A 26,573-nucleotide genomic window follows, 5' to 3' on the forward strand; every position below is an offset into this window, starting at 1 on the left:
GCCCCATGCGTCTGCCGCTCGTCCATCCGCCACCGTCGGCCCCGGCCGAGGTCGCCAACTGCGATCACTTGGCGCGCCTCGCCGCGGCGGCCCGTGGCTTGCCGCTCGGGGCGGCCGCGGCCGCGATCGCCTCACCGCGTTCGCGGGGTCGTCACGGCAATGCCCTGCAGTGGCACCTCGGGCTGTCGCCCCACGACGCGCGTGCCGAGCCCGACTGGGAGCGGCGCATCGAGATCAAGCTGCTGACCGTTTGGCGCACGCGCGCGGGGCTCGTCTGCGACAAGCTCAAGGTCTGCGACGGTGACATCGATCCGTGGCGCAAGCTCGACAACGTCCTGTTCGTGCTCGCCGATCGATTGACGCGCGTGGTCGTGGGGCATTGCTTCGTCACCCGTGACGGCGATCGGCACACCAGCCTCGTCGCGGCCTGGCGGGCCGACACCCACTTCGATGCGCCGGCGCTGTTCGTCGAGGCGCGCGACGGGGAGGGTGGGGCACGACCGGCGTACTACGTCGCGGCCGCGTGGCTTGCCGCCCACGTGCTGCCCACGGACCTCTCCGGGGTGTTCGCGGGGCTTCGCGGTGCGGCCCGCAGCGGCGACCCGTTGCTCGCCGTCGCCGACGAGGGCAGCGGCGGCGCGATCACGTGTCCGCGCTGTGGTGCGGCGATCGGCTTCGACCCCGAGGCGCTGCGACGCCGGGGGGCGGTGCCGGCCCACCACGGCTTGCCGTTGGCGGCCCCGTGCGCCACGCGGGAGCACGTCGTGCTGTCGCGGTCACGGCTGCTGGTCAACGACGTGCTCGGGGCCGACGACACCCTCGCGACGCTGCAGTCGGTCGTGCGCCCCGATCGGATCACGCGGCTGGCGGACCACGTCGCGGAGCCCGACGACCATCGACACTGAAGCACCGTCGCGAACGTCGGGCGCACGACGAACGAAGACCCAGGACAGCGGACCAGGCCGTCCTGGGTCTCCCCAGGTTCTCACGGATGCACCGAAGTTCACCGCCCGGGCCCCCCAAGCCGAGCAGGCGTGGGGCACCCGGAAATTCCATGCGCGCGTCGACGGAGCGGTACCCGCGACGCCCCACGGGAGGAGCGCCGGCGTACTTCACCTCGTTCGCGGCGACCCGTCGCGGACAACCGCAGCGAGGGGGCACCCGAACGGGCGACGCGCTCGAGCGAGAGCAGCGAAACCGCGTCCCTGGCCGGGATCAAAGGAAACAGGCCGGCAGGAACGGAGGATCGGAGGCCAAGCTCGAAGGGACGTCAGATCAAGGAAGGTTCGAAGCCAAGCTCGAGAAGCCAAGTAGGGCGGCAGAAAGCGAAGCCAAGAAATCTAAGACAAGCGAGCGAAGCGCGAGACGTCGAAGCCAAACCCGAAGAAGCCAAGTCGAAGAAAAAAGCGGGAAGCCAAGGGGCAGCAAGCCAAGGGTCAAGTTGTCGCGTAAGCCAAGTGGGCGTGAGCCTGAAAGCCAAGCCAGGTTGCGGCGGGCCAATGTGCAGGGGGTGGGCCAACCGACATGGTGGCGCGGAATGACTGCGCAATTGCCAGAACGGCACGCGCGGCCTCCGGAGCGGAGCGCGCTAGGTATGACGCGGATGTCCGAAAGTGGCGCGCGCGGCACTGGCCACCGTGACAGGCTTGTCGCGGGGCCCGCCGACCGCAGCGCTGGCGCGCGAGATCCCTCCGTGAGCATTCGCGTAGGGACGGCCGGGCCTGCGTGGTGTACTAAGCGTCCCGGGTGACCAACCACGCGTCCTTCTCTGGTCGGGTCCGTGTGGCGATCATCGGTGGCACCGGCTACGGCGGCGCCGAGCTGATTCGACTGCTGCACGTGCACCCCAACGTGGAGCTCGTGCGCGTCACGAGCATCGATGCGGTCGGCGAGCCGCTCGAGGCCGTCCACCGCAACCTGGGCCCCACCGGCCTGCGGTTCGAGGACACGCCGCCCGAGCAGGCGATGCGCGACGTCGACGTCGTCTTCCTCGCGCTGCCCCACAAGGTCACGGCCGCGCTGGCGCCCGCGATCCAGCAGACCGAGGCGCGGGTCATCGATCTCTCGGGCGACTTCCGCCTCCGCGATGCCGAGACCTACAAGCGCTTCTACGGCCAGGTGCACCCTCACCCGGAGCTGCTGGGCAGCTTCGTGTACGGCTTGCCCGAGCTGCACCGCGAGTCGATCCGCAGCGCCAGGCGCATCGCTTCGCCGGGCTGCTTCGCGACCACCATCGCGCTCGGCGTGTTGCCGGTGGTGCGGGCGGGCTGGCTGCGGGGGCCGATCCGGACCGTCGCGGCGACCGGCTCGTCGGGCTCGGGGGCGTACGCCAGCGAGGGCACGCACCACCCGGTGCGGGTGAACAACCTCAAGACCTACAAGGTCCTCGATCACCAGCACACGCCGGAGATCGAACAGACCCTCGGTGACGCGCTCGCCCTCGCCGGGCACGAGGGAGTGGTGCAGCTGCTGTTCGTGCCGGTGTCCGCGCCGCTGTCGCGGGGCATCCTCGCGAACAGCTTCGTCGACGTGCCGGCCGAGGTCGACGACGCCGCGGTCGCGGACGTGTTCGCGCGCTGCTACGCCGACTCGCCGCTGGTACGGGTGCTGGGCGGTGGCAAGCGACAGGCCGAGGTCGTCGCGGTCAAGGGCAGCATGTGGGCCGATCTGTCGTGGACGCTGGGGCCCATCGGCGTCGGCGGCACTCGGCACCTGGTCGTGACATCGGCGCTCGACAACCTCGTGAAGGGCGGCGCCGGGCAGGCCGTGCAATCGATGAACGTGATGTTGGGCCTGCGCGACGGCACCGGCATCGACGCGGTGCCGCTGTGGCCATGAGCGCGTCGGCTCTGCGCGTGGTGGTGAAGTTCGGCGGCGAGGTCGTGGCGCGCCCGGCCGAGCTGTCGGGGTTGCTGGCCGAGGTCGCCAAGCTGCGCCGCGATGGCGCGGCGGTGGTGCTCTGCCACGGCGGCGGGCCCCAGGCCAGCGCGCTGCAGCAGCGGCTCGGGGTCGAGACCGTGAAGGTCGGCGGTCGCCGGATCACCGACGCTGCGACGCTGCAGATCATGAAGTGCGTGCTGGCCGGCGAGGTCAGCATCGACGTGGTCGCGGCCGCGCTCGCGGCCGGCGTGCCCGCTGTCGGGCTCTCGGGGGTGAGCGCGGGCTTGGTGACCGCGCACCGTCGCCCGCCCAAGCGCGTCAGTGGCGGTGGCGAGGCACCGGTCGACTTCGGCCTGGTCGGCGACATCGACACGATTCGCACCGAGCTGCTCGAGCAGCTGTGGCGTGGCGGCTTCGTGCCGGTGGTCAACTCGTTGGGGGTCGCGGCGCAGGCCGAGCCGGGCCAGCCCTGTGCGGTGTTCAACATCAACGCGGACACGGTCGCGGCCGCGGTCGCCGCGGCATTGCGCGCCGATCACCTGCTGCTGATCACCGACGTGCCGGGGGTCCTGCGCGATCGCGAGGATCCGAGCTCGGTGATCCCGACGCTGACGCGCAGCGCTGCACGTCAGGCGATCGCCGACGGCATCATCGCCGGCGGCATGATTCCCAAGGTCGAGGAGGCGCTCGACAACCTCGCGCAGGGCATCGGCGCGGTGCACATCCTGGGCGCCGGGGCGCTGCACGACGCGGTTCGCTCGCCCGGTGCCCGCGGCACGGTGCTCGTCGAGGACGGGGGGCACCCGTGAACGAACCTCCGGGGGCGACGGGTTCGGTTCGTCAGGCGGAGCTTTGCGCGGCGGTCGACGACGCGTTCGAGCGCGAGCAGGTGCCGCTGCTGCGTCGGCTGGTGGAGATGCCGAGCCACACCGGGGCGAAGGCCGACGTGGAGGCCGCTGCCGCGGTGCTCGACGAGGCCGCCCACGCCGCCGGCCTGCGCATGCGTCGGGTCCCGGATCCGCAGGGCGTCTACGCCGACCACCGCGTCTACACCACCTCGGCGTGCGGCGATGGTGACCGCAGCCTCGCGCTGATCGGCCACATCGACACCGTGTTTCCGCGCAGCCTCGGCTTTCTCGCGTTCGCGCGCGACGACGGTCCCGACGGCCCCGGCACCGGTGACCTCGTGCGGGGCCCCGGCGTGCTCGACATGAAGTCGGGGCTGACCGCGATGCTCGGCGCCATCGCGGCGGTACGGCGGGTCTACGGCGACGACGCGCAGGCGCTGTGCCTGCGCATGATCATCAACAGCGACGAAGAGGTCGGCTCGCCGTCGAGCGAGCCGTTGCTGCGCGAGCTCGCGCCACACCTCACCGCCGCGCTGGTGTTCGAGGCCGGTCGCGACGCCGATCGCATCGTCACCTCGCGCAAGGGCGGCGGCATGTTCGAGTTCACCGTGCACGGCCGCGCGGCCCATGCCGGCAACGACCACGCCGCTGGCGTGAATGCGATCCATGCACTCGCACTGCTGGTACCCCGCTTCGAGGGGCTCACCGACTACGCCCGTGGCGTGACCGTGAACGTCGGCGTGATCGAGGGTGGTAGCTCGAAGAACACCGTGCCCGAGCGCGCGCGGTGTCTGCTCGACACCCGCTTCGACACGCTCGCGGACGCCCAGCGGGTCATCGCGCAGCTGCAGGCCTGGGCGGCGCAGCCGTTCGGTCCCGACGACGACGTGCCCGACAAGCTACGAACCGTCCGCGCGAGCCTCGGCGGCGCCATGACGCGGCCCCCGATGGAGCCCTCGCCGGCGAGCCAAGCGCTGCGCCTGCGCTACGAGACCTGCGCGGCCGCGGTCGGCCTCGGCGTCGGCGAGGCGCCGCGCCAGGGCGGCGGCTCCGACGGCAACCTGCTGGCGGCGTTCGGCGTGCCCAGCATCGACGGCCTCGGGCCGTGGGGGAAGAACTTCCATCAGACCAGCGAGTACAGCTCGTTGACCAGCCTGCGGCGTCGTACGCAGGCGCTCGCGCTGGTGCTGGCGCAGGAGCTGGAACGCACGTGACCGACGCGGATCTGCTGGCGGCGCTGGTGATGGTGCTGTGCCTCGGCGGCAGCATGTTCTTCTCGGGCAGCGAGACCGCGATCACGAGCTTCGGCGATCACCAGTGGCGCAAGCTGGTCGAGGACGGCGGCCGTCCGGCCCGGGTCGCGCGCGAGTGGGTCGAGCGCCCGGTGCGGGTGCTGTCGACCATCCTGGTCGGCAACAACCTCGTGAACACGCTGATCGGCGCGGTCACGACCGCGACCGTGATCCGCCACGTCGGCGGCGGTGAGCTGTCGCGCTACAGCGTCCCGCTGGCGGTGTTCGTGGCCGCGGGGCTGACCATCGTGTTCGGCGAGATCCTGCCCAAGGCCGTCGGCAAGCTGTACGCGCATCGCGTCGCACTGCCCGCACTGACCGCGCTGCAGGTGTTCGGCAAGGCCTTCGCGCCGCTCACGTTCGTCACCACCAAGCTCACCGATCTCGTGCTGCGCACTGCCGATGGCGACTCGGCGGCGCAGCGCGTGACCTCCGAGGACCTCGACTACCTGGTCAAGGTCGGGCAGCGCGAGGGCTCGATCCCCGCCGACCAGGCGGCGCTCTTGCGGCGCGTGTTCCAGTTCGACGACAAGATCGTCCGCGACATCATGGTCCCGCGCGATCGCGTGACCGCGATCGACCTCGCGTGGTCGGTGCCGCGGATCATCGAGGTCGCGCAGGCCTCGGGCCACAGCCGCCTGCCCGCCTACGAGGGCGATCTCGGGCGCATCCGCGGGGTCCTGCACATCAAGCAGCTGGTCGGAGCCGCCGGCCCCGATCGCGAGACCGTGCAGCGACTGATGCGGCCGCCGCTGTTCGTCAGCGAGAGCTTGATGATCAGCGACCTGCTGGAACGCTTCAAGGAGCGCCGGGTGCACCTGGCGATCGTGGTCGACGACGGCGGGCATACCGTCGGAGTGGTCACGCTCGAGGACGTGCTCGAGCAGATCGTCGGTCACATCTTCGACGAGAGCGACCACGCGCCACAGCCGGCGCAGGACGGCCTCGGCATCCACTATTTCGACGGCCAGACCAGCCTGCGCAAGCTCGAGGAGATGTTCGACATCGAGTTCGAGGAGGACGAGGGCGTCAGCAGCGTCGGCGACCTGCTCACGCAGCTGGCTGGGCAGATGCCGATCGCCGGCTCGTTGTTCGTGGTCGAGGGGTTGCGGCTCAAGGTGCTGGCCGCCGACGATCGCCGGGTGCTGCGCGTGAGCGTCGAGCAGGTTCAGGTCGACGACGACGACGACGACGACGAGTAGGTCGCGTCGTCGATCCGGCGGCCGCGCGACACCGGCGCGCAGCTCAGGCGTAGGTCCGCTGGTAGCGCGCGAGCGCCCACATCGGGAACAGCCGCCGGTAGAGCGCGTAGTCCAGCACCGCGGTGTTGAAGAACACGCCCGCGGCGAGCTCGCGCGGCCAGTCGCCATCGTCCTGCTGACGGGCACACAGCAGCGCGATGCCGCGATCGATCGCCTCGCGCTCGTGCGGTGCGGCCTCGAGCAGGGTGAGCAGCGCCCACGCGGTCTGCGTGACGGTCGAGCCCACGTGCTCGGGCAGGGCGATCGGCCGGTCGTGGAGGTTGCCGAGGTAGCTCTCGCCCCAGCCGCCGTCGGCGCGCTGGTGTTCGACCAACCATCGGCACGCGCGCACGATCGCGGGGTGGCTGGGCCCGAGGCCCGCGGCCAGCAGCCCGCCGACCGCGAAGAACGTGCCGTAGGTGACGTTGATGCCCCAGAACCCGAGCCACCCGCCGCACGGGTCCTGCTGCGCGAGTAGGGCCTCGCGACCGGCGGCGATCGCCTTGCGCACGCGCGCGGCGAGCTCGGGCGGGAGCTCCTTGCCGAGCGCGCGGGCAGCCAGGGCCAGGCCGCGGATGCAGCTGCCGGTGCACTCGGCGTAGCTGTACTCGAGCATGCAGTTGCCGTAGATCTCCGCCGGGTTGTACCGACGCAGGAGCATGCTGCCGCGACGGGGCTCGTAGGAGCCGAAGCCGCCGTCGTCGTTCTGTCGACGCAACACGAACTCGATCGCCGCCAGCACGCGGCCGTGCTGCAGACGGCCGGCGCCGTCGGAGAGTCCGGTGTGCTGGCAGCGCAGCAGCGCCTCGCAGGCTTCGGCGGTGCAGTCGGAGACCGGCCACGGGTGACGCTCGTTGGCGAAGCCCCAGCCACCGTAGGCGGGCTCGCGGTAGTGCTCGGCACCGCCGACGATCTCCTCTTGGATCTGCGCGCTCGCCAGCCAGCTGCACGCGCGCGCGGCCAGCGGGCGCACGGCCTCCGGCTGCGCCCACTCGCTGAAGGCCTGCAGCACGAACGCGGTGTCCCAGATGTCGCTGCGTGCGCCGGCGATCCGCAGGCCGTCCTGGTCGTCCTCCCAGAACCAGTACTCGAGCCCGCGCAGGGCCTTCGACAGCTCCGGGTGGCGGGGGTCGGTGATGTGCAGGGCCAGGCAGAACAGCAGCCCGTTGACCGGCGAGAGACACACGGATTGCGTGCTGCGCAGCTCGAACTGGATGTGCTCGAGCGCGCGGGCCAAGGCGCGACGACGCAGCGGCTTGGCGACCGCGGCGGGCATCACCTGCTGCGCTCGCCGCACCAGCTCGAACACCCGGCGCAGGCCCGCGCTGGGGGCCTCGAACAGGTCGGTCGGTGCGACCTCGTCGCGATGGGCGGCGAAGCGGCGCTCGTCATAGCCTTCGGGGTACAGCTCGCTGCGCAGCGATGCGATCGCGTGGTCCATGGGCGCCACGAAACGATGGCCGTACACGAACGACAGCCCGAGGTAGATGAGTCGCATGTGGCAGTAGAGCCGCCGCGGATGCAGCGGCGCCGACTCGGGCAGCAGCCACAGCTCGGGCACGATCGGCTGGATGGTGTCCCACGAGTAGAGCCCCAGCATCGCGAGCCAGATGCGTCCCCAGGTCGGGATGGTCCACACGCCGCCCTGATCGCGGATCCACGCCCGCGCGTCGGCGCAGAGCGGATCATCGGCGTCGTAGCCGAGCAAGCGCAGCGCGACGTAGCCGAGCGTGGTGTGGAAGAGATACGAGGGGCTGTCGGGATGCATGCCCCAGCCGCCGTCGGGGCGGACCTGCTGCTCGAGCGCGCGACGGATGCGTGCGCGCCGTGCCGGCGAGATCGTGTGCCCGAGGATGTGGCACAGGATCACGTACTGGCACGGCAGCATCGGATTCCAGATGGTCTCGCCGGCGAAGGCACCACCGGGCTGTTGCGCCCCGGCGAGCCACTCGATGGCGCGGCGGTGGGCCTGCGCGGCATCGAGGCGGGGATCGGGGATCACTTCGGCGTGGGCGTGAGCACGAGAAACCATTGCAGTGCCAGAAAGTTCGGTTCGTCCACGACGCGGAAGCCGGCGAGCTCGAGCTCGTGGACCGCCGTGTCGCGGGTGACCCGGTAGCGGGGATCGGGGGCCATGGTCGCCGCGACCGTGGCGTCGGGCTTGAAGTCGAGCACGATCAGGTGTCCGCCAGGCTTGAGCGCGTCACGGACCTTGCGGAAGTAGTCGACGCGATCACGGATGTACGCGTACGTGTTGGCGGTGAAGACCAGATCGAGCTCGCCGGGCGGCAGCATCGGATCGTCGTACATCGCCAGCCGCGGCTCGATGTTGGGGGTGCCCCACTGCTCGCGCTGGGCCAGCAGGTAGTCCGCGAACTCGCCGTCGACGTCGACCGCGTAGACGCGGCCCTCCGGCACCCGCTGCGCGAGTCGGCGGGTGAAGTAGCCCGAGCCGGCGCCGATGTGGGCCAGCACCATGTCGCGGCGCTCGATCGGCAGCGCCTTGACCACGCGGTCGGGCTGCTGCCACTCGTCGCGCTGCGCGGCCTCGAACACGGCGATCATCGCCTTGGGATCGTCGTAGTGCTGCGGCGGGCCGCCGCTGCCGCGCTTGGGGCAGCCGGTCGCGAGCAGCACCAGCACAGCCAGTGAGCGAGGGAGCAGGGTCGAAGCGGCGCACCGAGGGAGCATCGCGGGGTCCTAGCGTAGTCGCGGGCGCCCGCGCTGGGAAGTGGCGCCGATTTGCGACACTGGCGAGCTGGGCGCGCCCCGTGCTCGCGGCCCAGCGCGCGCGTGCGCGTTGGATGGGCGCGCGGACCCGCCGCGGCCGGGCGTTCGGGTATGCTCGCGCGACCCATGAACGGTGGCACGCGCGACGACGACGATGCGATCCCCGTCGAGGCGTCGCTCTATCGCGGCCGCGACGATGGTCCGCAGCGGGGCTGGATCGCGGCGTGCACCGCGACCTTGATCCGCGCGTTCACGCGGCCGACCGCCAGCTTCCGCCGCTGCCCCGAGCCGGTCGCGCACGGGCGCGTGCTGGGCTACCTCGCGACACTGCGGCTGCCGGCTTGGGCGTTGCTGCTCGCGATCGAAGCCTCGCGACTGGCCGGCGACCGAACCCCGGCGCTGCCGCTGCGATCGATTCACAACTTCATCGAGCCACCGCTCGCGCAGGCGCTGTCGGCGTGGCTGGTGCTGATGGTGCCGGTCGGCCTGCCGCTGCTCTACTTCTTCGGCGGTCTGCTCGCCCACGTCGGCATCGCGCTGACCGGCGGTGCGTCGCGATCGATCGGTGCGAGCATGCGCGCAGTCGGCTATGCGTCGGGCCCGGCGCTGCTGGTGATCGCGCTGCTGGACCTGCCGCTCTACCTCATGGATGTGCCGGCCATGGCGTACCTGTGCGCGGTCGCGATCTCGATCGTGCTGCTGTTGTTCGGCTGCGGCATGGCGCTGGCGCGCACGCACCAGTTCTCTCAGCTGCGTGGGCTGCTGGTGTCGCTGCTGCCGGCCGCACTGCTCTTGGGGGTGACGGTCGCCCGTGCCGCGCTGGTGCTGCGCGTGATCCCGGGGCTGCCGGTGCCGGAGCAGGCCTACTACGTGCCGTAGCGTCGCCGTCGCGCGAACGCGGTGAGCACGAGCAGCGGCGCGGCGTCGCCCGCGACAAGCGGTGTTGCGCTGACGCAGGCGCAGCCGCCCGTGCGAGCGCCGTCCTGGCCGAAGCCCGGCGGCAGCGCGCCGTCGTCGGGGTCCGCGACGCCGCCGTCGTGCGCGTCGTCGTCCTGCCCGGCGGTGTCGTCGATCGCCGTGTCGTCGGTCGTGCCTGCGCCGGTGCCTTCGTCGGAGACCGTCGGATCGCCCTCGTGCCCGTCGGCCCCGTCGCTGCCGTCGGCTTGGCCGCCGGGATCGGGCGGTACTTGCTCGCGCACCCACGTCGCGAGCGCTCGCGCGGCGGCGACGCTCTCGGCGCATGCGGGCGCAATCTGGCTCGGCGGCACCACGAAGTCGTCGCCGCGCAGCTCGATGGTGAAGGCCATGATGCCGCGATCGCCGTAGCTCCAGTCGTCGACGGCCCCCGCGGCGGGGTAGAGCTCGGCGGCGTGGATCGACGCGTAGTCGGTCGACGTCGCGCCCCACATCGCGTCGGACATCTGCTCGCCGAGCTGGGCCAGGGTGGCTTCGTCGGAGGGCGCGGCGTAGGTGTAGCCCCACGGGCGCAGCACCAGCTGCGAGTAGCTGTGAAAATCGATGTGGGCGACGATCTGCGGTCGCGCGACGATGAAGTCGCGCAGCGCCACCGTCTCCGGCTCGCTGAACGCGAACGGTCCGTGGTAGTCCTCGTCGTAGGGATTGTCGCTGGCGCCGACCACCGCCCACTGATAGTCCCAGTTGCGATTGAGGTCGACGCCGTAGCCGTCGCGGGCGTTCTTGCGCCAGTAGCGATCGTCGGTCCAGCTGATGACGTAGCCGTCGGGGTTGAGCACCGGCACCACCCACACCTCGACGCTCGCCAGCAGATCGGTGACGTCGTCGTCGACGCCATCGCCGGTGGCGAACGCGTCTGCGACGCACATCGAGACCATGGTCGCCAGCCACTCGCGCGCGTGCATGGTGCCGGTGAAGAGCACGGCCTTCGCACCCTCTGGGGCGTGGGACAAGCGCAGCGCGCGAATCGGCCGACCCTCGAGCGAGCTGCCGAGCTCGACCACGCGCGCGAGCGTGGGCGCGTCGGCGGCGATGCGATCGAGCTCGGCCATGATGCTGTCGTAGTCGCGGAAGTCGTCGAACCACGCGCCGGCGACGGGCGTGCGGGTGGCGGCCAGCCGTGCACGCTCGGCGTCGATGTCGTGCTGCAGGTCTTCGCGCCGCAGCTCGTACGACACGCCGGCGGCGGCCAGCGCTCGACGCTGCGCGTCGGTCACCCGCGCGTCGACGAAGCCGGGCCCCGGCCGCTCCTGCAGCAGCTCCTCGCTGACCGATCGCAGCCACGAGAGCTCGGCGTGGTCGTCGACCCACACCCGCACGATGGCGTGGTCGTCGTAACGCGCCGGGGCCGAGAGCGACAACGAGAGCGCGAGCAGTACGATCGACGTCACGATCGGCAGCGTGGAACGGGGCCCGCATCGGCGGCAAATGGGCGAATTGCCCAGCTCGCAGTCGAGTCGCAGCGGTGCGGCACCCGTGCGGTGATGCCCGCGCTGCGCGAGTCGCCCACCGCCGCGCCGCGGGGATCGGACTACGACGGGAGCAGCTCTGCGATGGGGGCGGCCTCGTCGATCAACGTGATCGGTCGACCGGCGGGCGACATCAGCTGGGTGTCGGCGTCGATGCCCAAGCGCGCGGCGATGGTGCGGTAGAGCTCGGGCACGCTCACCGGTCGGGTTGCGATCTCGCGACCGTCGTCGCTGGTGCTGCCGATGACGCCGGGGCGCACGCCGCCGCCGGCGAGCAGCACCGCGCTGCTCCGGGGCCAGTGATCGCGTCCGCCGCGGGTGTTGATGTTCGGCGTGCGGCCGAAGTCACCCATGCACACCACCAGCGTGCGCGCGAGTCGACCACTCGCGCGCAGATCGTCGAGCAACGCCGCGCAGCCGCGATCGAGCTCGGCCGACAACGTGGCGGTGCGCGCGAAGTTGTCCTCGTGGGTGTCCCAGCCGGGCAGCCCGACCTCGATGAACGGCACCTCGGCGTCGACCAGACGGCGCGCGAGCAGACAGCCGGCGCCGAAGCGACCGCGGCCGTAGCGATCGCGGGTGGTCGCCGATTCGTCGTCGAGATCGAAGGCGTCGCGCCGTGGCGAGCCAGCGATCTCGCGGGCCCGCGCGAGCATCTCGCCGTGGGCGTCGACCGGGCCGTGGGCGCGGCCGTGGGCGAAGTGCTGCTGCAAACCATCCAGCACCTCGGCGCGCGTGCGACTCCGCTCCGGCGCGAGCGCGCGCGCGGGCTCGAGGTTGCGGACCCCACGCTCGGCGTCGCGGATCGGCAGCACCGCGTGTCGAGCACCCAGCAGGCCCGGCCCCTGGGTCGGCGGACCGATCGACACCGCGCCGACCAGCGCGGGCTCGGGATGCAGCGCCGAGACCATCGCCGCCAGGCCGGGATGGACGACGCCGCCCTGCGGCGCGTGACCGGTGCGCATGAGGTAGCGGGCGCGATCGTGGTTGCCCTCCCGGGCCGACAGCGTGCGGATGATCGCGAGGGCGTCGGCGCGCGCGGCCAGCAGGGGCAGCGACGCCGCGAAGCGCACGCCGTCCTGCGCCGTGGCGATGGCACGGGTGGGCCCACCGGTCTTGCTGCCGGGCTTGGGATCGAAGGTCTCGAGCTGGCTGGCGCCGCCGTGCAGGTACAGCACGATGCACGACGCCGCGAGCGGTGCCGTTGCGCTGGCACCGTGGGCGAGGCCCGGGGCCGCGGCGAGTGCGAGGCCACCGAGCAGGAAGTTGCGGCGAGAGACGTTCGGGGTCGTGGTCATGGGTGGCGCTCGCTTCTAGTGGTTGGTGGTGAACTCGCTCGAGACCAGCATCGCGTGCACGAGGTCGCTCCACGCTTCGGGGCCGCCGCGCTCGACGGCGGATCGGGCAAGCGCGCGCTCCTCGTCGTCGGGGGCGTGGGTGAACAGTCGCCACCACAGCGCCTCGATGCGCGCGTCGGTGTCGTCGTACTCGCGCAGCACGTGGGCCAACACCGTGTCGCCGCGGGGGCGCGCAGCAGCCTCGTCGAGCACGCCGTGCTGCAGCAGCAGCGCCTGCGGCAGGCTCGGACCTTGATCGGCGGCGGCGCCCTCGTCGTCGTCGAAGGCGAAGCGGAACTCTCGCAGGGCCGCGCGTGCGCCCGGCAGGCCCTGCGGGCGCTCGCCAGCGGCGAGGCCGGCGGCGACGCCGAGCGATCCCAGCAGCGCCGTCGACGGCAGCGGACGCACGCGGGCCTGGGCGAAGGCTGCGACCCGTGCCGCGCCGTCGCCGTCGCCCCGACCCGCGGCGCGATAGGCCGACGATCGGACGATGGCGCCGATCAGCGTGTCGAGCCGATGGTTGCCGGCGATGAAGCTGTCGGTCAGCGCGTCGAGCAAGGGCGGCACTGCACCGTCCACCGGCAAGGCATCGACCGGCTCGATCACGCCGGCGCCGAGCAGCTGTGCCCACGTGCGGTTGGCGATCGCCCGTGCGAAGCGACGATCGCCGAGGATCGCCGTCGCCAGCGCCTCCCGTCGATGATCACCGGCGGTGGTCGGGGTGCCGAAGTAGCGCGGCAGCACGATCTCTCCGGTGGGCTCGTCGGGCGGATCTTCGGGGCGCGGCAGGCGGCCCTGGCCGCGCGCGCGCTCGCTGACCCGCACTGCGAGGCCGTCGTCACCCTTCACGGGGCGCACCTGCGTGCGTGCGAAGTGGGCCGCGAAGGCGTGGAACTCGCGCTGCGTGTATGCGGCGTCGGGGTGATCGTGGCACTGCGCGCACTGGATCTGCGTGCCGAGGAAGATGCGGGCCGTCTCGCCCGCGAGCGCGGCGGTGCGGCCCTTGCGACCGAAGCTGGCGAGGAAGCCGGCCGGGCCCTCGGCCGTGAACTCGCCCTGCGCGACCAAGATCTCGCGCGTGACGTCGTCGAAGCCGCGGTCGGACGCGAAGGCAGTGGTCAACCACGCGGCGGTGCCCTGCTCGATGGCGGGACGATCCTTGAGCGCCTGCGCCAGCAACACGTCGGTCCACGTGCTCGCCAGGAACGCGGCGTGCTCGGGGTCGGCGAGCATGCGATCGATGGCGGCGTCGTAGCGCGTGCGCGGGTCGGCCCCGCGGTAGGCGTCGAGCTCCGCGGCGGTCGGGATGCGCCCCAGGAGGTCCAGGCTGGCGCGACGCAGCAGCGCGAAGTCGTCGTCGGCCGCCGGCGGTCCGAAGCCGGCGTCGGCGAGGTGGCGCGCGATCGCGGCCTCGAGCGTGCCGCTCGCCGGCGAGGCGTCGGCCGCCGCCGGCGCCTCGTCGCCGCCGCGCGGTGCGATCGCGGTCGGTCGACAGGCGACGAGCAGCAACCCGGCCGCGACCGCGATCGCGCGGCCGCGCGATCGCAGGGGCACCGCGGGGCTTCGTCGAGGGCGGGTCGCTGGCCGTCGCAGTCGCATGCCCTGCAGCCTGTCACGTCCGGTCGCCACCGCCGCCGGTTTCACGCGCGGTTTACCGCGGTGCTTTGCTACCATGGTGCATCGTGGTGACGACGAGCACGCGTACGAGCAATCCCGCGATCTGGGCCCTGGCGGTGGGTGTCGGCGGTGGCGGGTGTTCGGTCGACACGCGCGACGATCCCCAGCCGACGCAGACCATGACCAGCGTGGCATCGTCCGCGACCGAGCCGACCACGGTCACGGACGCCGACACCAGTGGCGCCGGTGGATCGACCGCCGTCGGTGTCGACGGCACCGCCGGCGAGAAGCTCGATCTCGGCGTGATGGCCGGGGGCTGCAGCGCGATCGATCTGCTGTTCGTGATCGACAACTCGCAGTCGATGCACACCTACCAGGACGCGCTCGCAGAGCAATTCCCGGCGTTCGTCTCGGCGATGTTCGACGCGATTCCACCGGGCATCGACGTGCACGTCGGGGTCACCACCACCGACTTCGACAACCAGTGCAGCGCCGCCGAGGCGACCGCCAACTGTCAGACCTCGTCGAGCCTCGCGGACGTGGAGAGCCACTACCAGCCGCCGACCAGCGGCGACGATGGCGGCAACGGCACGCAGGGCCGGCTCTTCGAGTGGGCCGGCAAGCGATGGTTCGAGGCCTCGTCGAGCGACGACCCTGCGGCGTTGTCGCAGTGGTTCTCGGGTGCGGCCACGGCCGCGGGCGAGGCGGGGTGCTCGTTCGAGATGCCGGTCGCCGCCGCCGGCTTCGCGACCCACCCCGCCAACGACGACACCAATGCGGGATTCCTGCGCGACGAAGACGCGCTGCTCGTGATCTTCTTCCTGACCGACGAGCCCGACAAGTCGCCCGAGTCGAAGGACGTCTACGCCGGCATGATCCGCGACGCCAAGCAGGGCTGCGGTGGCGATGCCTGCGTGTTCGTGGCGGGGCTGGTGCCCGGCTGCATCGCCGGCGTGAACCAGAAGCTGTGGCAGTTCATGGGGCTGTTCGGTGCCGAGCCCAGCTGGTCCGACATCACCGACGTCGCGCACTACGACGATCTCGTCGGCAGCGTGCTGGCCGACGCGGTCGCGCAGGCCTGCGCGAACATCCCGGTCGGTTGATCGCGGGCCGCTACCGCGGCGATGCGACTGCGAGCAGCCCCGCGATCGCGGTGTCGAGCCCGCGCCAGTGCGGTTCGCCGCGGCCGACCCACGCGACCTTCGCGGCTCGGTCGACGAGCACCGCGGTGGTGTGCGGCGGCAGACTCGGGGACCACCGCTCGGGCGTCGCCGCGATCGCGGCCGCGATCGTGGAGCCGAGCCGTTGCTCGGCGGCGAGCCTCGCCGCCTCCGCACGCGCGGCCTCGGCCTGCGCGTCGGCCAAGGGCGCCGCGCCGACCGCTCCGAGATCGGTCAGCACGATCACGGTCGCGAGGCCGTTGTCGGCCCAGAAGCGCGCGATCGCGTCGAGGTCGCGCACGGTGTCGTCCTGGCGCGCCGCGTCGGCGCCGGTGATCACGAGCAGGCGCGGGCCCGGCTCACAGCTGGCGCAGCTGCGTGCGCCCGAGGCCTCGATCACGTCGATGCGCGGCATCGCGTCGCCAATCGCGAGGGTCGCGGACTCCGACGGCTCCGGCTCGGCGGCGGCGACCGCCGACGGCGACGGCTCGGTGGATGGATCGCGGGGGGCGTCGGCGTGGCGCGCTGGCGACGGCGTGGCGACGGGGTCGTGCTCGCGATCGCAGGCGCCGATGAGCATGCCCCCGGCGAGCGCGTAGATCTGCGAGAACGAAGGGCGTCGCGGCAGTGTGCGCAGGGGCATGGGACCGCGTAGGCCCGCGGCCTCGGCAGCGTAGCATCGCCGGCGCGCCGCCGACAGCCGAGCGTCGGCGTGAGGTGCTCCCATGCGAGGGGCACGCGAGGGGTCGTGCACGAACGTGCACGGATACCTGCGGGGTATCGCGACGTACGAAAGCGATATCGGACCCCGCAGAGGCGACGCGTCCACGATCGCGTCGCGTGCACGCCAAGATGCCGACGTGACGACCGCGGACATCCGACGCAGCGCAGCACGTTCACGGCCGGTGCGCCCGGTGGCGCCGACGACCCGCACTGCGATGCCGACGCGGCCGCGGCGGGCTTCGAGGACTGGTGGATGCCGCTGCCACGCGCGGGCGGCTGATCGCAGGCGGGCGGCCGCGCACGCCCACGCCCGCACGCCAAAGCGGTTATCATCCGCCGCGATGCCGACCACGAGGCGCGTCTTCCTCGCCAGCTCTGCGCTCGCAGCGGCCCAGCTGGCGCTGCCCGGGCACGCGCGGGCACTGCCCGCGGGCGTGAAGCAGCCGGCGCCCGGCAGCGCCGGGGCCTCGAACGCCGACGCGACGCTGGTGTCGACCAGCCCGTTGCCGGCGCTGGCCCAGCTCGCGACCGCAGCGATCGATCGCGCGCGCTCGAAGGGCGCCAGCTATGCCGACGCCCGCCTGGTGTCGTGGACCGCGGAGAACGTCGGCGTGCGCGACAGCCGGGTCGATCGCCTCACCCGATCGGAGTCGCTCGGCATCGCGGTGCGGGTGCTGGTCGATGGCGCGTGGGGCTTCGCCGCCTCGCCGCAGCTCGACGCCGCCAACGTCACCAAGCTGACCGATCGCGCACTCGCGACCGCGAAGGCCAATGCGGCGCTGCGCAAGCGCCTCGGCACGCCGGCGGTCGAGCTGGTCGCGACCCCGGCCGCGACCGGCACGTGGGTCACGCCGCACACCATCGATCCGTTCTCGGTGCCGGCCGCCGACAAGGCTGCGCTGCTGCTCGAGGCCACCGCCGCCGCGCTCGCGACCAAGGGGGTGGGTCACGCCGATGCCAGCGTCGCGTGCGTGCGCGAGGACAAGCTGTTGGTGACCACCGACGGCACGCGCGTGCACCAGGTGCACCTGCGCATCGCGCCCGAGCTCAGCGCGACCGCGGTCGATCGCCGCCGCGGTCGCTTCGCCACCCGCGACCACGAGGCCGCGCCGATGCAGGCCGGCTGGGAGTACGTCACCGAGCTCGGTCTCGCCAACGCGGCGCCGAAGGTCGCCACCGAGGTACTGCAGAAGCTCCACGCGCCCACGGTGCAGCCGGGGCTGCAGCACGTGGTGCTGGCGCCGTCGAACCTGTGGCTGACGATCCACGAGAGCATCGGCCACCCCACCGAGCTCGATCGCGCGATGGGGCTCGAGGCCAACTTCGCCGGCACCAGCTTCTTGCACCGCGACGACGCCGGCAAGCTCGAGTACGGCAGCGCGAAGGTGTCGGTGGTGGCCGATCGCACGCAACCCGGCGGGCTCGCCAGCGTCGGCTGGGACGACGAGGGCGTGCCGGCATCGCGCTGGGACTTGGTGCGCGCGGGTCGTTTCGTCGACTGGCAGACCACCCGCGAGCAGGCCGCCTGGATCGGTCAGACCGCGAGCCACGGCTGCAGCTACGGGCACGGCTACGACGGTGTGCAGTTCCAGCGCATGCCCAACGTCAGCCTGCAACCGGGCGCCGACGACCTCGTGACCGAGGATCTCATCAACTCGACCGAGGACGGCGTGTACATCACCGGGCGCGGCTCGTGGTCGATCGATCAGCAGCGCCACAACTTCCAGTTCGGCGGGCAGATGTTCTACCGCATCCACAAGGGGCGCATCGCCGAGGTGCTGCGCGACGTGGCGTACCAGGCCAACACGCTCGAGTTCTGGCGCAGCTGCGATCTCGTGGGCGGTGCCCGCAGCTATCGACTGGGCGGCAGCATGGGCGACGGCAAGGGCGAGCCACAGCAGAGCAACGCGGTCAGTCACGGCTGTCCGCCGGCCCGCTTTCGCGCCAACGTGATCCGCACCGGAGGTGACCGATGACGATGTCCATCGCCGCCGCCAAGGCGCTGTGCAAGGCCGTGCTCGCGCAGGCGAGCTTCGGCGACGTGCGCGTGCGCGTGCGTGCGCAGCAGACCGGCGATCTGCGCTTTGCTGCCTCGCAGCCCACCACCGGCGGCGACGTCGAGACCGTGAGCATCGCGGTGACCGCGGTGCGCGACGGTCGCGAGGCCACCGTCACCGGCAATCGCACCGACGAGGCGTCGTTGGCCGCGCTGGTGCGTCAGGCCGAGCAGGCGGCCGCGCTCGCGCCGGTCGATCCCGAGGCCACAGGACCACTCGGGCCGGTCAAGCCGCCGCGCGTGCTCGCGCGCGATCCCAAGGTCGCGCGCATGGATGCCGCCGCACGTGCCGATCGCGTGGCCGAGGCGATCGAGGCCGGCGTCGCCAAGGGGCTCGAGGTCTCGGGGCATCTCGTGCACGGCGAGCTGGTCGAGGCCTTCGCCGATCGGCGCGGCCTCTCGTTCGCGCACGACGCGACCACGCTGCGCATGACCTGCACCTGTCGCACGCCCGACGGCACTGGCAGCAGCAAGGGCGGCTTCGCCTCGCACGCGCTCGCGGGGCTGGCTCCGCGCGCGCTCGCGGAGCAGGTCGCCGATGTCGCGCTGCGCAGTCGCGAACCCAAGCCGATCGACCCGGGCAGCTACACCGTCGTGCTCATGCCCGACGCGGTCGCCGAGCTGCTCGAGTTCCTCGTCGACGCCATGGGCGCGCGTGCAGCCCTGCAGGGGCGCAGCTTCTTCGCCGCCGAGGGTGGTGGCACCAAGCTCGGGCAGCCCGTCTTCGATCCCCGCGTGGTGCTCCGCTCGAACCCGGCCGATCGCAAGCACCCGTCGTCGCCGGTCGCCGACGATGGTCGGCCGCAGCCGACGCTCACGTGGATCGATCGCGGCGTGCCGCAGGCGCTCCACGCCGGTCGGGGGTTCGCCGCCAGCGCGTCGATTCCCGCCACGCCACGGCCGAGCTCGATCTTCATGGATGGCGGCGGGCAGAGTGTCGATGCGTTGATCGCCGGGGTGAAGCGGGGCGTGCTCGTCACGCGGCTCTGGTACAACCGCATGCTCGACCCGCGGGGCATCGTCGCGACCGGTCTGACCCGCGACGGCACGTTCTGGATCGAGGACGGCAAGCTCGCGCATGCGGTGAAGAACCTGCGCTACAACGACGGGCCGGTGACCGTGCTCAGCAAGCTCGTCGCGCTCGGGACCCCGGTGCGGGCCGGACTCGTGACCGAGCGGGTGTGGGTCGTGCCGCCGCTGGTGGTCGACGGCTTCCGCTTCGAGAGCAGCTCCGACGCGGTGTGACGGGCGGACGCGCGCGCCCGCGGTGAGGCCGTCGCCTCCGCGTGCGAGCCCTGCGGCGTGCTGATCGCTGCGAATGGGCGAGTGGGCTAGTGGCGCGACGAGGGTTGTGCGGGCTCGCTGCGCCGTCGCGATACGCAGGCCCACGCGCGCGGCGGCTCGGCGGTGCCGAGATCGAACGACGTGCCGCGCAGCTCGAGGATCTCGAGCACCGGCTCGATCGCGTTCGCGAGGTCCCGCGCCGAACGCCGCGGGGGGCCGCTGTCGCGGGGCGCTCCCTCGGTGCTGCCCGCGAGGCTGAGCCAGATGCCGCCAGGCGCGAGCACGCCAGCGACATGCGCAGCGAAGCGCGCGCGGTCCTCGGCGTCGAACAAGTGAAAGCAGCCGCGGTCGTACACGAAGTCGAACGGTCCACCGTCGGGCGCTGCAGCCAGGAAGTCGCCGACGGCGAAGCGCACACGCGCGGCGAACGGCTCGGACGCGACCTTCTCGCGGGCCATCTCGATCGCGCGCGGTGCCAGATCGACGCCGAGCACCTCGAAGCCCCGCGACGCGAGCCAGCGCGCGTGCGTGCCGGTGCCGCAGCCGATGTCGAGCGCACGGCCGGGCGCGATGCCGTGCGCATCGACGTACTCGACGAGCACGGGATCGGGCTCGCTCACGTCCCAAGGCAGGTGGCCCTGCACGTAGTTGTCGTTCCAGTCGTCGCTCACGCCCGCGAGGATAGCTCGACTCGCGCCCTAGAATCGTCGCCGTCGAGGTCTCGCGCAGCCGGGCGGGGCAGTGGCTTCTCGATGCTCCGCGAGCGCATCGGCACCCGACCGGGAGCGACGAGACGGCGCGCGCAACCACTCCGTTGCCGGTGTCGACCGGCGCGACAGACGTCGCAAAGGAGCGGGCATGGAGACACCATTTTTCGGAACCATCCTCTGGGGCAACGGTACGCCGGCGGCCGGCGTCGAGGTGCGCGCGATCGATCTCGATCGCGATGGCAGCGACGACGACATGACGCGGCGGGCCGGCACCACCAACGAGTCGGGGGCCTTCGACGGGCGCTACGATCCCGCGTGGGGCATCGATCGCCACAGCGAGCAGGTGACGACATGGGAGCCGGCCGATCCCGCCCACGGCAACTTCACCCCGGTCCGCGTCACGCACACGGTCGACGTGGTCGACCCCCTCGATGTGCCCGACTACCGACTCGAGTGTCGGTTCGACGTCGGCGACGAGCACCTGCGGCAGCGGATCCCGTTCCTCCCGACCGCTCAGTCGCTCTCGCGCGTCGGACGAGCAGGTCGTCGCGAGGTCTTCGCCATCACGCGGCGGGGGCCGCTGGCCGTGGCAATGCGTCCACTGGCTGCTTCGTCGAGCGTGATGGTGGCGCGTGAGACGATGCCGGGGGTGTGGAGCGACTGGATCGACCTCGGCGATCGCCTGCGTGGAGGCGGCCCGCTGCGGTTCGGCGTCGAGGCCGATGGTCGACTGGTCGTGGTCGGGATCGATGGTGACCGCGCGCTCTCGGTGCGTCGCGAGCAGAGCCCCGGGGGCAGCTGGGAGGCGTGGACGTCCCTGGGCGGGACCGTCGCGTCGGGCGGCAGCTTCGCCGTCGCATCGAACCAAGATGGTCGACTCGAGGTGTTCGTGCGCGGTACCGACGGTGCGCTGTGGCATCGCTGGCAGCAGGCACCCGGCGGCGGCTGGGGCGGTTGGGAGTCCCTCGGTGGGCAACTCGTCGATCGCGCCGCGATCGAGGTCGCCCTCGATGGGCAACAGCGGCTTCATCTCTTCACGCACGCTGTCTCCGGTCGGATTGCCCACATTCATCAGCAGGCGCCGAACTCGGGCTGGGGTGGCTGGTCCGAGCTCGTCGACACGCGCGTCGCGGGCCCGCTCGCCGTCGCGCGCAACCACGACGGCCGGCTCGAAGTGTTCGCGCAGGGGACCGACGGCGCGATCTGGCACGTGTGGCAGACCAGCTCCGCCGGCTCGTGGAGCTCGTGGAGCTCGCTCGGTGGGATGTGGGTCGCCGACGATCTCGATGCGATCGACAACGCGGACGGTCGCCTCGAGGTGTTCGTCACGCGGTCCGACGGGACCTACGCTCATCGCTGGCAGACCAGCGCCGGAGGGAGCTGGGCGAACTGGTCGTCGCTCGGGGTCGTGCTCGGCCGCTTCGAGCCGCTCGGTCTGCGTCACCCGTTCGCGGCCGGCCGCGCCGGCGACGGTCGCCTGGTGATCGTCCAGCAACAACCGCTTGGCGAGCGGGCGGCCTACGCACGCGCGCAACATCAGGCAGGGTCTGATTGGGGCGAGTGGACGCCGATCGGCCCCGCGGCTGCGCCGGCGGTGGTGAGGCCCGCTCGTCCGACGCTACGACGAGGTGGATCCGGCGATCACTGGCTCGAGGTCGAGTGGGATGATGTCGATGGTGCCGTCGACTATCGATTGCTGCTTGGCACCGAGTCCCACATCACCGCGACGAGCTACGACGTTGGCGCGGTGACGAGCTTCCGCGTCAGCAACCTCAGCAACGGGACCGTGTATGTCCTCCGGTTGGTCGCGCGGAACGACGCGGGTGAAGGCCCGGCGTCACCGGAGATCACCCACGCGTGCAGCGGTGTCCCCGACGGCATCGCGGACCTCGGCGCGACGACGCTGACGCTGGTGCCTCCGCATCCAGGTCCGGCGGACAACTTCAACGTCAATCTCCGGCTGCGGAACACGGGCGTGGTGCCGACCGGGCCGTTCACGGTCCGAATGCAGCGCATCCGCGCGGACTCCGACGTGTTGCCGCCGCCGCCGGCGTTCGCGGACGTGCAGGGGGGGCTGGCTGCGAACGAGGAGACCACCGTGCAATTCCACGTCGCGCCGCTGCGCCACCCCGGCGCGTTCATCTGGGACTTTCTGGTCGGATCACACCGCATCGCGAACTTCGGTGTGATCGTGTGAGTGAGTCCTCCTCGAACGTGCCTGCCCACCCGTTGGTAAGCGCCCCGTTCGCTCGACCGATCGATCGACGGATCGATCGCGGGGCAGGGGCCGCGACCCCGACGACGCCAGCTTGGCGCTGCCGGACGAGCTCGGTCCGGCGTTCGGCGAGTGCGGGGCGCATGGCCACACCGACGGCTCCCGGCCGTGGTACTCGGGGATGTGGCGGCATCGGCGATCGTGACGGGGGCCGACGTTCATCGCCGGGCGTGCGGTGCTCCGCCACGAGCGGGCCGCCGTAGCTCGCGTCGTCGCCGATGGGTGAGGGACGGATGGCGGACCTCGAGCGGATGATCGTCGCGGCCGCGCCCGAGCGCGGCGTGACCGAGGACGTGGTCGCGGCACGGCTGCGCGAGGCTGTGCTCGGCGACGTGGCCGCGCCGCTGCGGGTCGGTCGCTACACCCTGCACGAGCGCCTCGGCCAGGGTGGCATGGGCACGGTGTGGGCGGCGTGGGACGAGAAGCTCGGTCGCCGGGTTGCGCTCAAGTTCCATCGCCTCGATGCGCGAGCCGGTCGCGGACAGGGCTACGCACAGATGCTCCGCGAGGCGCAGGCGCTCGCGCGCCTGTCCGACCCCCACGTCGTCGCGGTCTACGACGTGATCGAGTGGAGCGCCGATGGCGGCGACGAGCAGCTGGTGGTGGCGATGGAGCTGCTCGCCGGCCCCACCTTGGCGCGCTGGCTCGAGCTCGAGCCGCGCAGCGTCGCGGACAAGCTCGCGATGTTCGTGCAAGCGGGCCGCGGGCTGGCGGCGGCGCATCGGGCCGGCATCATCCACCGCGACTTCAAGCCGGCCAACGTCATCGTCGGCGAGGACGGACGTGCACGGGTGGTCGACTTCGGGCTCGCGCGGGTCGATGTGGGCGACCTCGCCGGCATCACCCGACCCCAGCTCGGCGATTCGATCGTGGGCGCCGGTGCCGACGACGATGCACTCGAGGCCGCCGAGACGATCCCGCGCATGGGCGCAGCGGATCGTGCAGGTGCTCGCTCGCTCGCGATCGCCGGCACGCCGCGCTACATGGCGCCCGAGCAGCACGTCGGCGTCGACCTCGACCCGAGCTGCGATCAGTTCGCCTTCTGCGTGGCGCTGTGGGAGGCGCTGCACGGTGCTGCGCCGTTCGAGGCGGCCAGCATCGAGGGGTTGCTGGCCGAGAAGCTCGTCGGTCGCGTCGGCGACGGCAGCGGCATTCCGTCGCGGACCCGTCGCGTGCTCCAACGCGGGCTCGCGGCTGACCCGCGCCGGCGGCATGCCGACATGGACGCGCTGCTCGGCCAGCTCGAGCGCCACTCCCTGCGCCGGCGCGCCGCGGTGCTCGTCGCGATCGGTGCGGCTGCGACGTTCGGGTTGCTCGCGTGGCCGCGAGGGGCGGCGCCGGATTGCGAGGCCAGCATCCACACCCTGGACGAGATCTGGAGCCCCGCCCGCGCGACCGCGATCGAGGAAGCGTTCGACGCCAGCGGGCTTCCGTATGCCGCCGCGAGCTGGGCGACCGCGCGCGGTGGGCTCGACGCGTGGTCACGAGCCTTCGTGGCCGCGTCGCGCGACGCCTGCGAGGCTCACCTGGCGGGCGAGCAGTCGGACGACCTCTTCGATCGGCGGATGGCTTGCCTCGCCGACCGCCGCCAGCGCTTCGGCGCGATGATCGACGTGGTCGAGCACGCCGAGGGCGACGCGGTCGCGCGGGTGGTGAGCGCGGTGTCGTCGCTGCCGAGTCTCGAGCGCTGTGCCGATGTCCTCGCCCTGCGCGAGACGGTGCCGCTGCCCGAGGATGCGCAGGTCGCCGCGACGGTCCTCGAGCTGCGCAGGCTGCTCGCGATCGGCCGCGCGACCTTCGACGCCGGCGACTACCACGGCGCGCTCGCGTACGCCGACGCGGTGCTCGCCACCTTCGACGTCGACGCGCTCGCGCATGATCCGACCCGGGCCGAGGCCGAGCTGTTGCGCGGCGACGCACTCGGATTGCTCGGCGACTCGGGCGCCGCGCGACATGCCCTGCAGGAGGCCGCGCGCTCGGCCCAGCGCGCCGGGGTCGACGAGGTGTTCACCCGCGCTGCCGCCGCGTTGGTGTGGGAGCTGGCGGCGGCCGGCGAGATCTACTCGGCGCACGACTGGGCGGGGCTCGGCGAGGCCACGCTCGCGCACCGGGGCGATGACCCGAACGCGTCCTACCTGCTGGGCAACGCGATCGCCAACCTGTCCACCACCGAGAACGACGCACCTGCTGCCCTGTCACGGCTGCGTCGCGAGCTCGCGAGCGCTCGGGCCGCCTTCGGCGATCGCGACTACCGGGTGTTCGTGCTGCTCAACAACCTCGCCAACAACGAGCTCGGAGCAGGATTCGTCGAGGATGCGCTGTCCGACTACCGCCTCGCGATCGCGATCGGCACCGAGGCGCTCGGCGGCGATCATCCGCGGGTGTTGCTGGCACGCGCCAATTCCGTCAGCGGTCTGGTTCGCGCATCGGAGTTCGAACAGGCGTGGCCGGAGATCGACGCCCTCGTCGAAGCCGAGCGGCGGGTGGTCGGGCCGTTGCATCTCGACTACGTCCAGACGCTGGTCAGCCGGGCGATGATCGCGGGCACGCTCGAGCGCTGGCAGCAGGCCCACCGCGACGCCGACGAGGCGATCGGCGCGCTGGAGCAGCTCGAGAGCACTACGCCCGCGTCTCACCTCGGCGCGATTGCCTACGTCGCCCGCGCGCGCGCGTTGACGCAGGAGCACCGCTACGACGACGCGATCGCCGACGCCACCCACGCGCGCAGCCTGCTCGCGGGCTACGACCCACCCCACTACGACGAGGTCCACGTGGTCCAGACCCTCGCGAAGATCGAGGAGGCGCGCGGCGACCTCGTCGCCGCCGGCGATCGCTACGGCGAGGCCATCGACGTCGCTCGCCGCGCCGGCGCAGATCGGCAACGCCTCGCGGCCGTGTTGCAAGGCCTCGCCGACACGGTGCGTCGCCGCGGCCGCCCGCTCGAGGCCCAGGCAATCGAGCTGCGTGCGCTCGCGGCGATCGCCAGCTCCGTCGGCCTCGATCACCCGCTCGCGGCAGCGTCGTGGGTGACGCTCGCGGCGGCCTCGCTCGACCTCGGTCGCCCCGACGACGCGCTCGACCTGCTCGGGCGCGCCGACGCGCTGTACCGCGAGTCCGCGCCGGTCGACCACGACCGCGTCGCGATCGAGATCGTCCGTGCGGACGCCCGCTGGGCGCGCCGGGAGCACCTGCTCGCCCGCGCGTCGCTGCTGGCCTGGCGCGAGAGTGTCGTCGCCGCCGACGAGCGCGCGCGCATCGACGATTGGCTCGTGGGTCACCCGCCCGGCTGATCGCGATCGAGATCGGCGAGCGATCGTGCGACCGTCTCGAGCCGCTCGAGGCCCGAGTCGGCCTGTGCCGGCGCGTCGGCGAGTACGGCCATGGTCTCGGCGAGCTGGGTCCGTGCACGGCTGAGTCGGCTGCGAACCGTACCGTCGGCGACCTCGAGCACGCCGGCGATCTCGGCCGTCGACAGCCCCTCCCAGTAGTACAGCTCCACCGCGATCTGGAAGTCGACGGGCAGGCGTTGGAGCGCCTGGAGCAGCAGCCGCTGCTCGGCACCCGCCCGCAGCATCGTGCTCGGCGACGCCCCGAGGTCCACGACCGACATCGTCTCGAGCGCGACCTCGTGGCGGTCTCGCAGGCGTCCACGGAAATGCATCAGCAGCTGCTTGCGAGCGATCGCGAACAGATACGTGCGAAAGCTCGACTCGCCGCGCAATCGATCGCGGGACGCGGCGCACCCCAGTAGGGTCGACTGCGTGAGGTCCTCGGCGAGCGCATCGTCGACCTTGTTGCGGAAGAAGCGGAACAGCGGCTTGACGTGCCGCGAGAACAGCCGATCACCGGCGCCGCGATCGCCCGCACGCCAGCGCTCGAGGAGCTCGAAGTCGGAAAGTTCGGTCACGTCCATCATAGTGTGCCTCGAATGACGGCGGGCCCGCGACGGCGATCGTCGCGGGCCCGCAGCAGTGTC

Annotated in this window: 19 protein-coding genes; 11 read left to right on the top strand and 8 right to left on the bottom strand. The window is 72.1% G+C overall.

The features are described from left to right. Positions 1–5 precede the first annotated feature (5 nt). The 5 genes from IPH07_01860 to IPH07_01880 all read left to right on the top strand — a co-directional run bounded on the left by IPH07_01860 (position 6) and on the right by IPH07_01880 (position 6,222). Positions 6–905, top strand: a complete 900-nt coding sequence (locus IPH07_01860; GenBank protein MBK6916122.1) for a hypothetical protein — start codon at positions 6–8, stop codon at positions 903–905. Between the two features lie 841 nt (positions 906–1,746). Continuing rightward, positions 1,747–2,838 carry an N-acetyl-gamma-glutamyl-phosphate reductase gene (gene argC, locus IPH07_01865; GenBank protein ID MBK6916123.1) on the top strand — a complete coding sequence of 364 codons (1,092 nt, stop codon included), beginning with the start codon at positions 1,747–1,749 and terminating at the stop codon, positions 2,836–2,838. Next, a complete protein-coding gene (gene argB / locus IPH07_01870; GenBank protein ID MBK6916124.1) occupies positions 2,835–3,689 on the top strand; it encodes an acetylglutamate kinase in 855 nt (284 codons plus the stop codon). The genes argC and argB overlap by 4 nt, the downstream gene beginning before the upstream one ends. Then, a complete protein-coding gene (locus IPH07_01875) occupies positions 3,686–4,942 on the top strand; it encodes a M20/M25/M40 family metallo-hydrolase (GenBank protein MBK6916125.1) in 1,257 nt (418 codons plus the stop codon). Before argB ends, IPH07_01875 begins: the two co-directional genes overlap by 4 nt. Next, positions 4,939–6,222, top strand: coding sequence for an HlyC/CorC family transporter (locus IPH07_01880; GenBank protein ID MBK6916126.1), 1,284 nt, complete (start codon positions 4,939–4,941; stop codon positions 6,220–6,222). The genes IPH07_01875 and IPH07_01880 overlap by 4 nt, the downstream gene beginning before the upstream one ends. Positions 6,223–6,265: 43 nt before the next feature. Here IPH07_01880 and IPH07_01885 read toward each other — a convergent pair whose 3' ends face one another. Continuing rightward, entirely contained in the window at positions 6,266–8,293 is a 2,028-nt protein-coding gene (locus IPH07_01885; GenBank protein MBK6916127.1) for a 2,3-oxidosqualene cyclase, read from the bottom strand. Beyond that, positions 8,260–8,952: a methyltransferase domain-containing protein gene (locus IPH07_01890; protein ID MBK6916128.1), complete on the bottom strand. Its 693-nt coding sequence runs from the start codon at positions 8,950–8,952 to the stop codon at positions 8,260–8,262. The genes IPH07_01885 and IPH07_01890 overlap by 34 nt, the downstream gene beginning before the upstream one ends. Positions 8,953–9,117: 165 nt before the next feature. Between IPH07_01890 and IPH07_01895 the strand changes: the two genes are divergently transcribed. Further along, entirely contained in the window at positions 9,118–9,870 is a 753-nt protein-coding gene (locus IPH07_01895; protein MBK6916129.1) for a YIP1 family protein, read from the top strand. Here the strand turns inward: IPH07_01895 and IPH07_01900 are convergent. The 3 genes from IPH07_01900 to IPH07_01910 form a co-directional block, all read right to left on the bottom strand. Then, positions 9,858–11,357 (bottom strand): hypothetical protein, encoded by a 1,500-nt coding sequence (locus tag IPH07_01900; GenBank protein ID MBK6916130.1) that lies wholly within the window; start codon positions 11,355–11,357, stop codon positions 9,858–9,860. The two genes, IPH07_01895 and IPH07_01900, sit on opposite strands and share 13 nt — an antisense overlap. A 140-nt stretch (positions 11,358–11,497) precedes the next feature. Further along, on the bottom strand, positions 11,498–12,733 hold the full coding sequence (locus tag IPH07_01905; GenBank protein ID MBK6916131.1) for a DUF1501 domain-containing protein: 1,236 nt from the start codon (positions 12,731–12,733) through the stop codon (positions 11,498–11,500). A 15-nt stretch (positions 12,734–12,748) separates the two neighbouring features. Beyond that, positions 12,749–14,326, bottom strand: coding sequence for a DUF1549 domain-containing protein (locus tag IPH07_01910; GenBank protein ID MBK6916132.1), 1,578 nt, complete (start codon positions 14,324–14,326; stop codon positions 12,749–12,751). 131 nt (positions 14,327–14,457) lie between these two features. On the opposite strand from IPH07_01910, the gene IPH07_01915 reads away from it, so the two are divergent. Continuing rightward, positions 14,458–15,492 carry a hypothetical protein gene (locus IPH07_01915; GenBank protein MBK6916133.1) on the top strand — a complete coding sequence of 345 codons (1,035 nt, stop codon included), beginning with the start codon at positions 14,458–14,460 and terminating at the stop codon, positions 15,490–15,492. A gap of 10 nt (positions 15,493–15,502) precedes the next feature. Here IPH07_01915 and IPH07_01920 read toward each other — a convergent pair whose 3' ends face one another. Beyond that, positions 15,503–16,192: a hypothetical protein gene (locus IPH07_01920; protein MBK6916134.1), complete on the bottom strand. Its 690-nt coding sequence runs from the start codon at positions 16,190–16,192 to the stop codon at positions 15,503–15,505. 421 nt (positions 16,193–16,613) lie between these two features. Here IPH07_01920 and IPH07_01925 point away from each other — a divergent pair, with 421 nt between their 5' ends. Together IPH07_01925 and IPH07_01930 are read left to right on the top strand one after the other, a co-directional pair. Continuing rightward, entirely contained in the window at positions 16,614–18,248 is a 1,635-nt protein-coding gene (locus IPH07_01925; protein ID MBK6916135.1) for a TldD/PmbA family protein, read from the top strand. Continuing rightward, on the top strand, positions 18,245–19,573 hold the full coding sequence (locus tag IPH07_01930) for a TldD/PmbA family protein (GenBank protein MBK6916136.1): 1,329 nt from the start codon (positions 18,245–18,247) through the stop codon (positions 19,571–19,573). Before IPH07_01925 ends, IPH07_01930 begins: the two co-directional genes overlap by 4 nt. An 86-nt stretch (positions 19,574–19,659) precedes the next feature. On the opposite strand, the gene IPH07_01935 is transcribed toward IPH07_01930, so the two are convergent. Continuing rightward, positions 19,660–20,283 (bottom strand): class I SAM-dependent methyltransferase, encoded by a 624-nt coding sequence (locus IPH07_01935; GenBank protein ID MBK6916137.1) that lies wholly within the window; start codon positions 20,281–20,283, stop codon positions 19,660–19,662. A 187-nt stretch (positions 20,284–20,470) separates the two neighbouring features. Here IPH07_01935 and IPH07_01940 point away from each other — a divergent pair, with 187 nt between their 5' ends. Both IPH07_01940 and IPH07_01945 read left to right on the top strand, forming a co-directional pair. Further along, entirely contained in the window at positions 20,471–22,519 is a 2,049-nt protein-coding gene (locus IPH07_01940) for a fibronectin type III domain-containing protein (protein MBK6916138.1), read from the top strand. A gap of 296 nt (positions 22,520–22,815) precedes the next feature. Continuing rightward, the gene (locus IPH07_01945) at positions 22,816–25,887 is read left to right on the top strand and encodes a tetratricopeptide repeat protein (GenBank protein MBK6916139.1); all 3,072 of its coding nucleotides are present in this window, start codon (positions 22,816–22,818) and stop codon (positions 25,885–25,887) included. On the opposite strand, the gene IPH07_01950 is transcribed toward IPH07_01945, so the two are convergent. After that, positions 25,872–26,510, bottom strand: coding sequence for an RNA polymerase sigma factor (locus IPH07_01950; GenBank protein ID MBK6916140.1), 639 nt, complete (start codon positions 26,508–26,510; stop codon positions 25,872–25,874). The two genes, IPH07_01945 and IPH07_01950, sit on opposite strands and share 16 nt — an antisense overlap. Positions 26,511–26,573 lie beyond the last annotated feature (63 nt).

It is taken from the genome of Deltaproteobacteria bacterium (assembly GCA_016709225.1).
Lineage (GTDB): Bacteria > Myxococcota_A > Polyangia > Nannocystales > Nannocystaceae > Xiheibacterium > Xiheibacterium phototrophicum.

Coding starts and splice junctions, on each gene's coding strand:
- IPH07_01860 (MBK6916122.1), top strand. CDS start 6: ATGCGTCTGCCGCTCGTCCATCCGCCACCGTCGGCCCCGGCCGAGGTC.
- argB (MBK6916124.1), top strand. CDS start 2,835: ATGAGCGCGTCGGCTCTGCGCGTGGTGGTGAAGTTCGGCGGCGAGGTC.
- IPH07_01885 (MBK6916127.1), bottom strand. CDS start 8,293: ATGGTTTCTCGTGCTCACGCCCACGCCGAAGTGATCCCCGATCCCCGC.
- IPH07_01890 (MBK6916128.1), bottom strand. CDS start 8,952: ATGCTCCCTCGGTGCGCCGCTTCGACCCTGCTCCCTCGCTCACTGGCT.
- IPH07_01895 (MBK6916129.1), top strand. CDS start 9,118: ATGAACGGTGGCACGCGCGACGACGACGATGCGATCCCCGTCGAGGCG.
- IPH07_01905 (MBK6916131.1), bottom strand. CDS start 12,733: ATGACCACGACCCCGAACGTCTCTCGCCGCAACTTCCTGCTCGGTGGC.
- IPH07_01920 (MBK6916134.1), bottom strand. CDS start 16,192: ATGCCCCTGCGCACACTGCCGCGACGCCCTTCGTTCTCGCAGATCTAC.
- IPH07_01925 (MBK6916135.1), top strand. CDS start 16,614: ATGCCGACCACGAGGCGCGTCTTCCTCGCCAGCTCTGCGCTCGCAGCG.
- IPH07_01930 (MBK6916136.1), top strand. CDS start 18,245: ATGACGATGTCCATCGCCGCCGCCAAGGCGCTGTGCAAGGCCGTGCTC.
- IPH07_01940 (MBK6916138.1), top strand. CDS start 20,471: ATGGAGACACCATTTTTCGGAACCATCCTCTGGGGCAACGGTACGCCG.
- IPH07_01945 (MBK6916139.1), top strand. CDS start 22,816: ATGGGTGAGGGACGGATGGCGGACCTCGAGCGGATGATCGTCGCGGCC.
- IPH07_01950 (MBK6916140.1), bottom strand. CDS start 26,510: ATGGACGTGACCGAACTTTCCGACTTCGAGCTCCTCGAGCGCTGGCGT.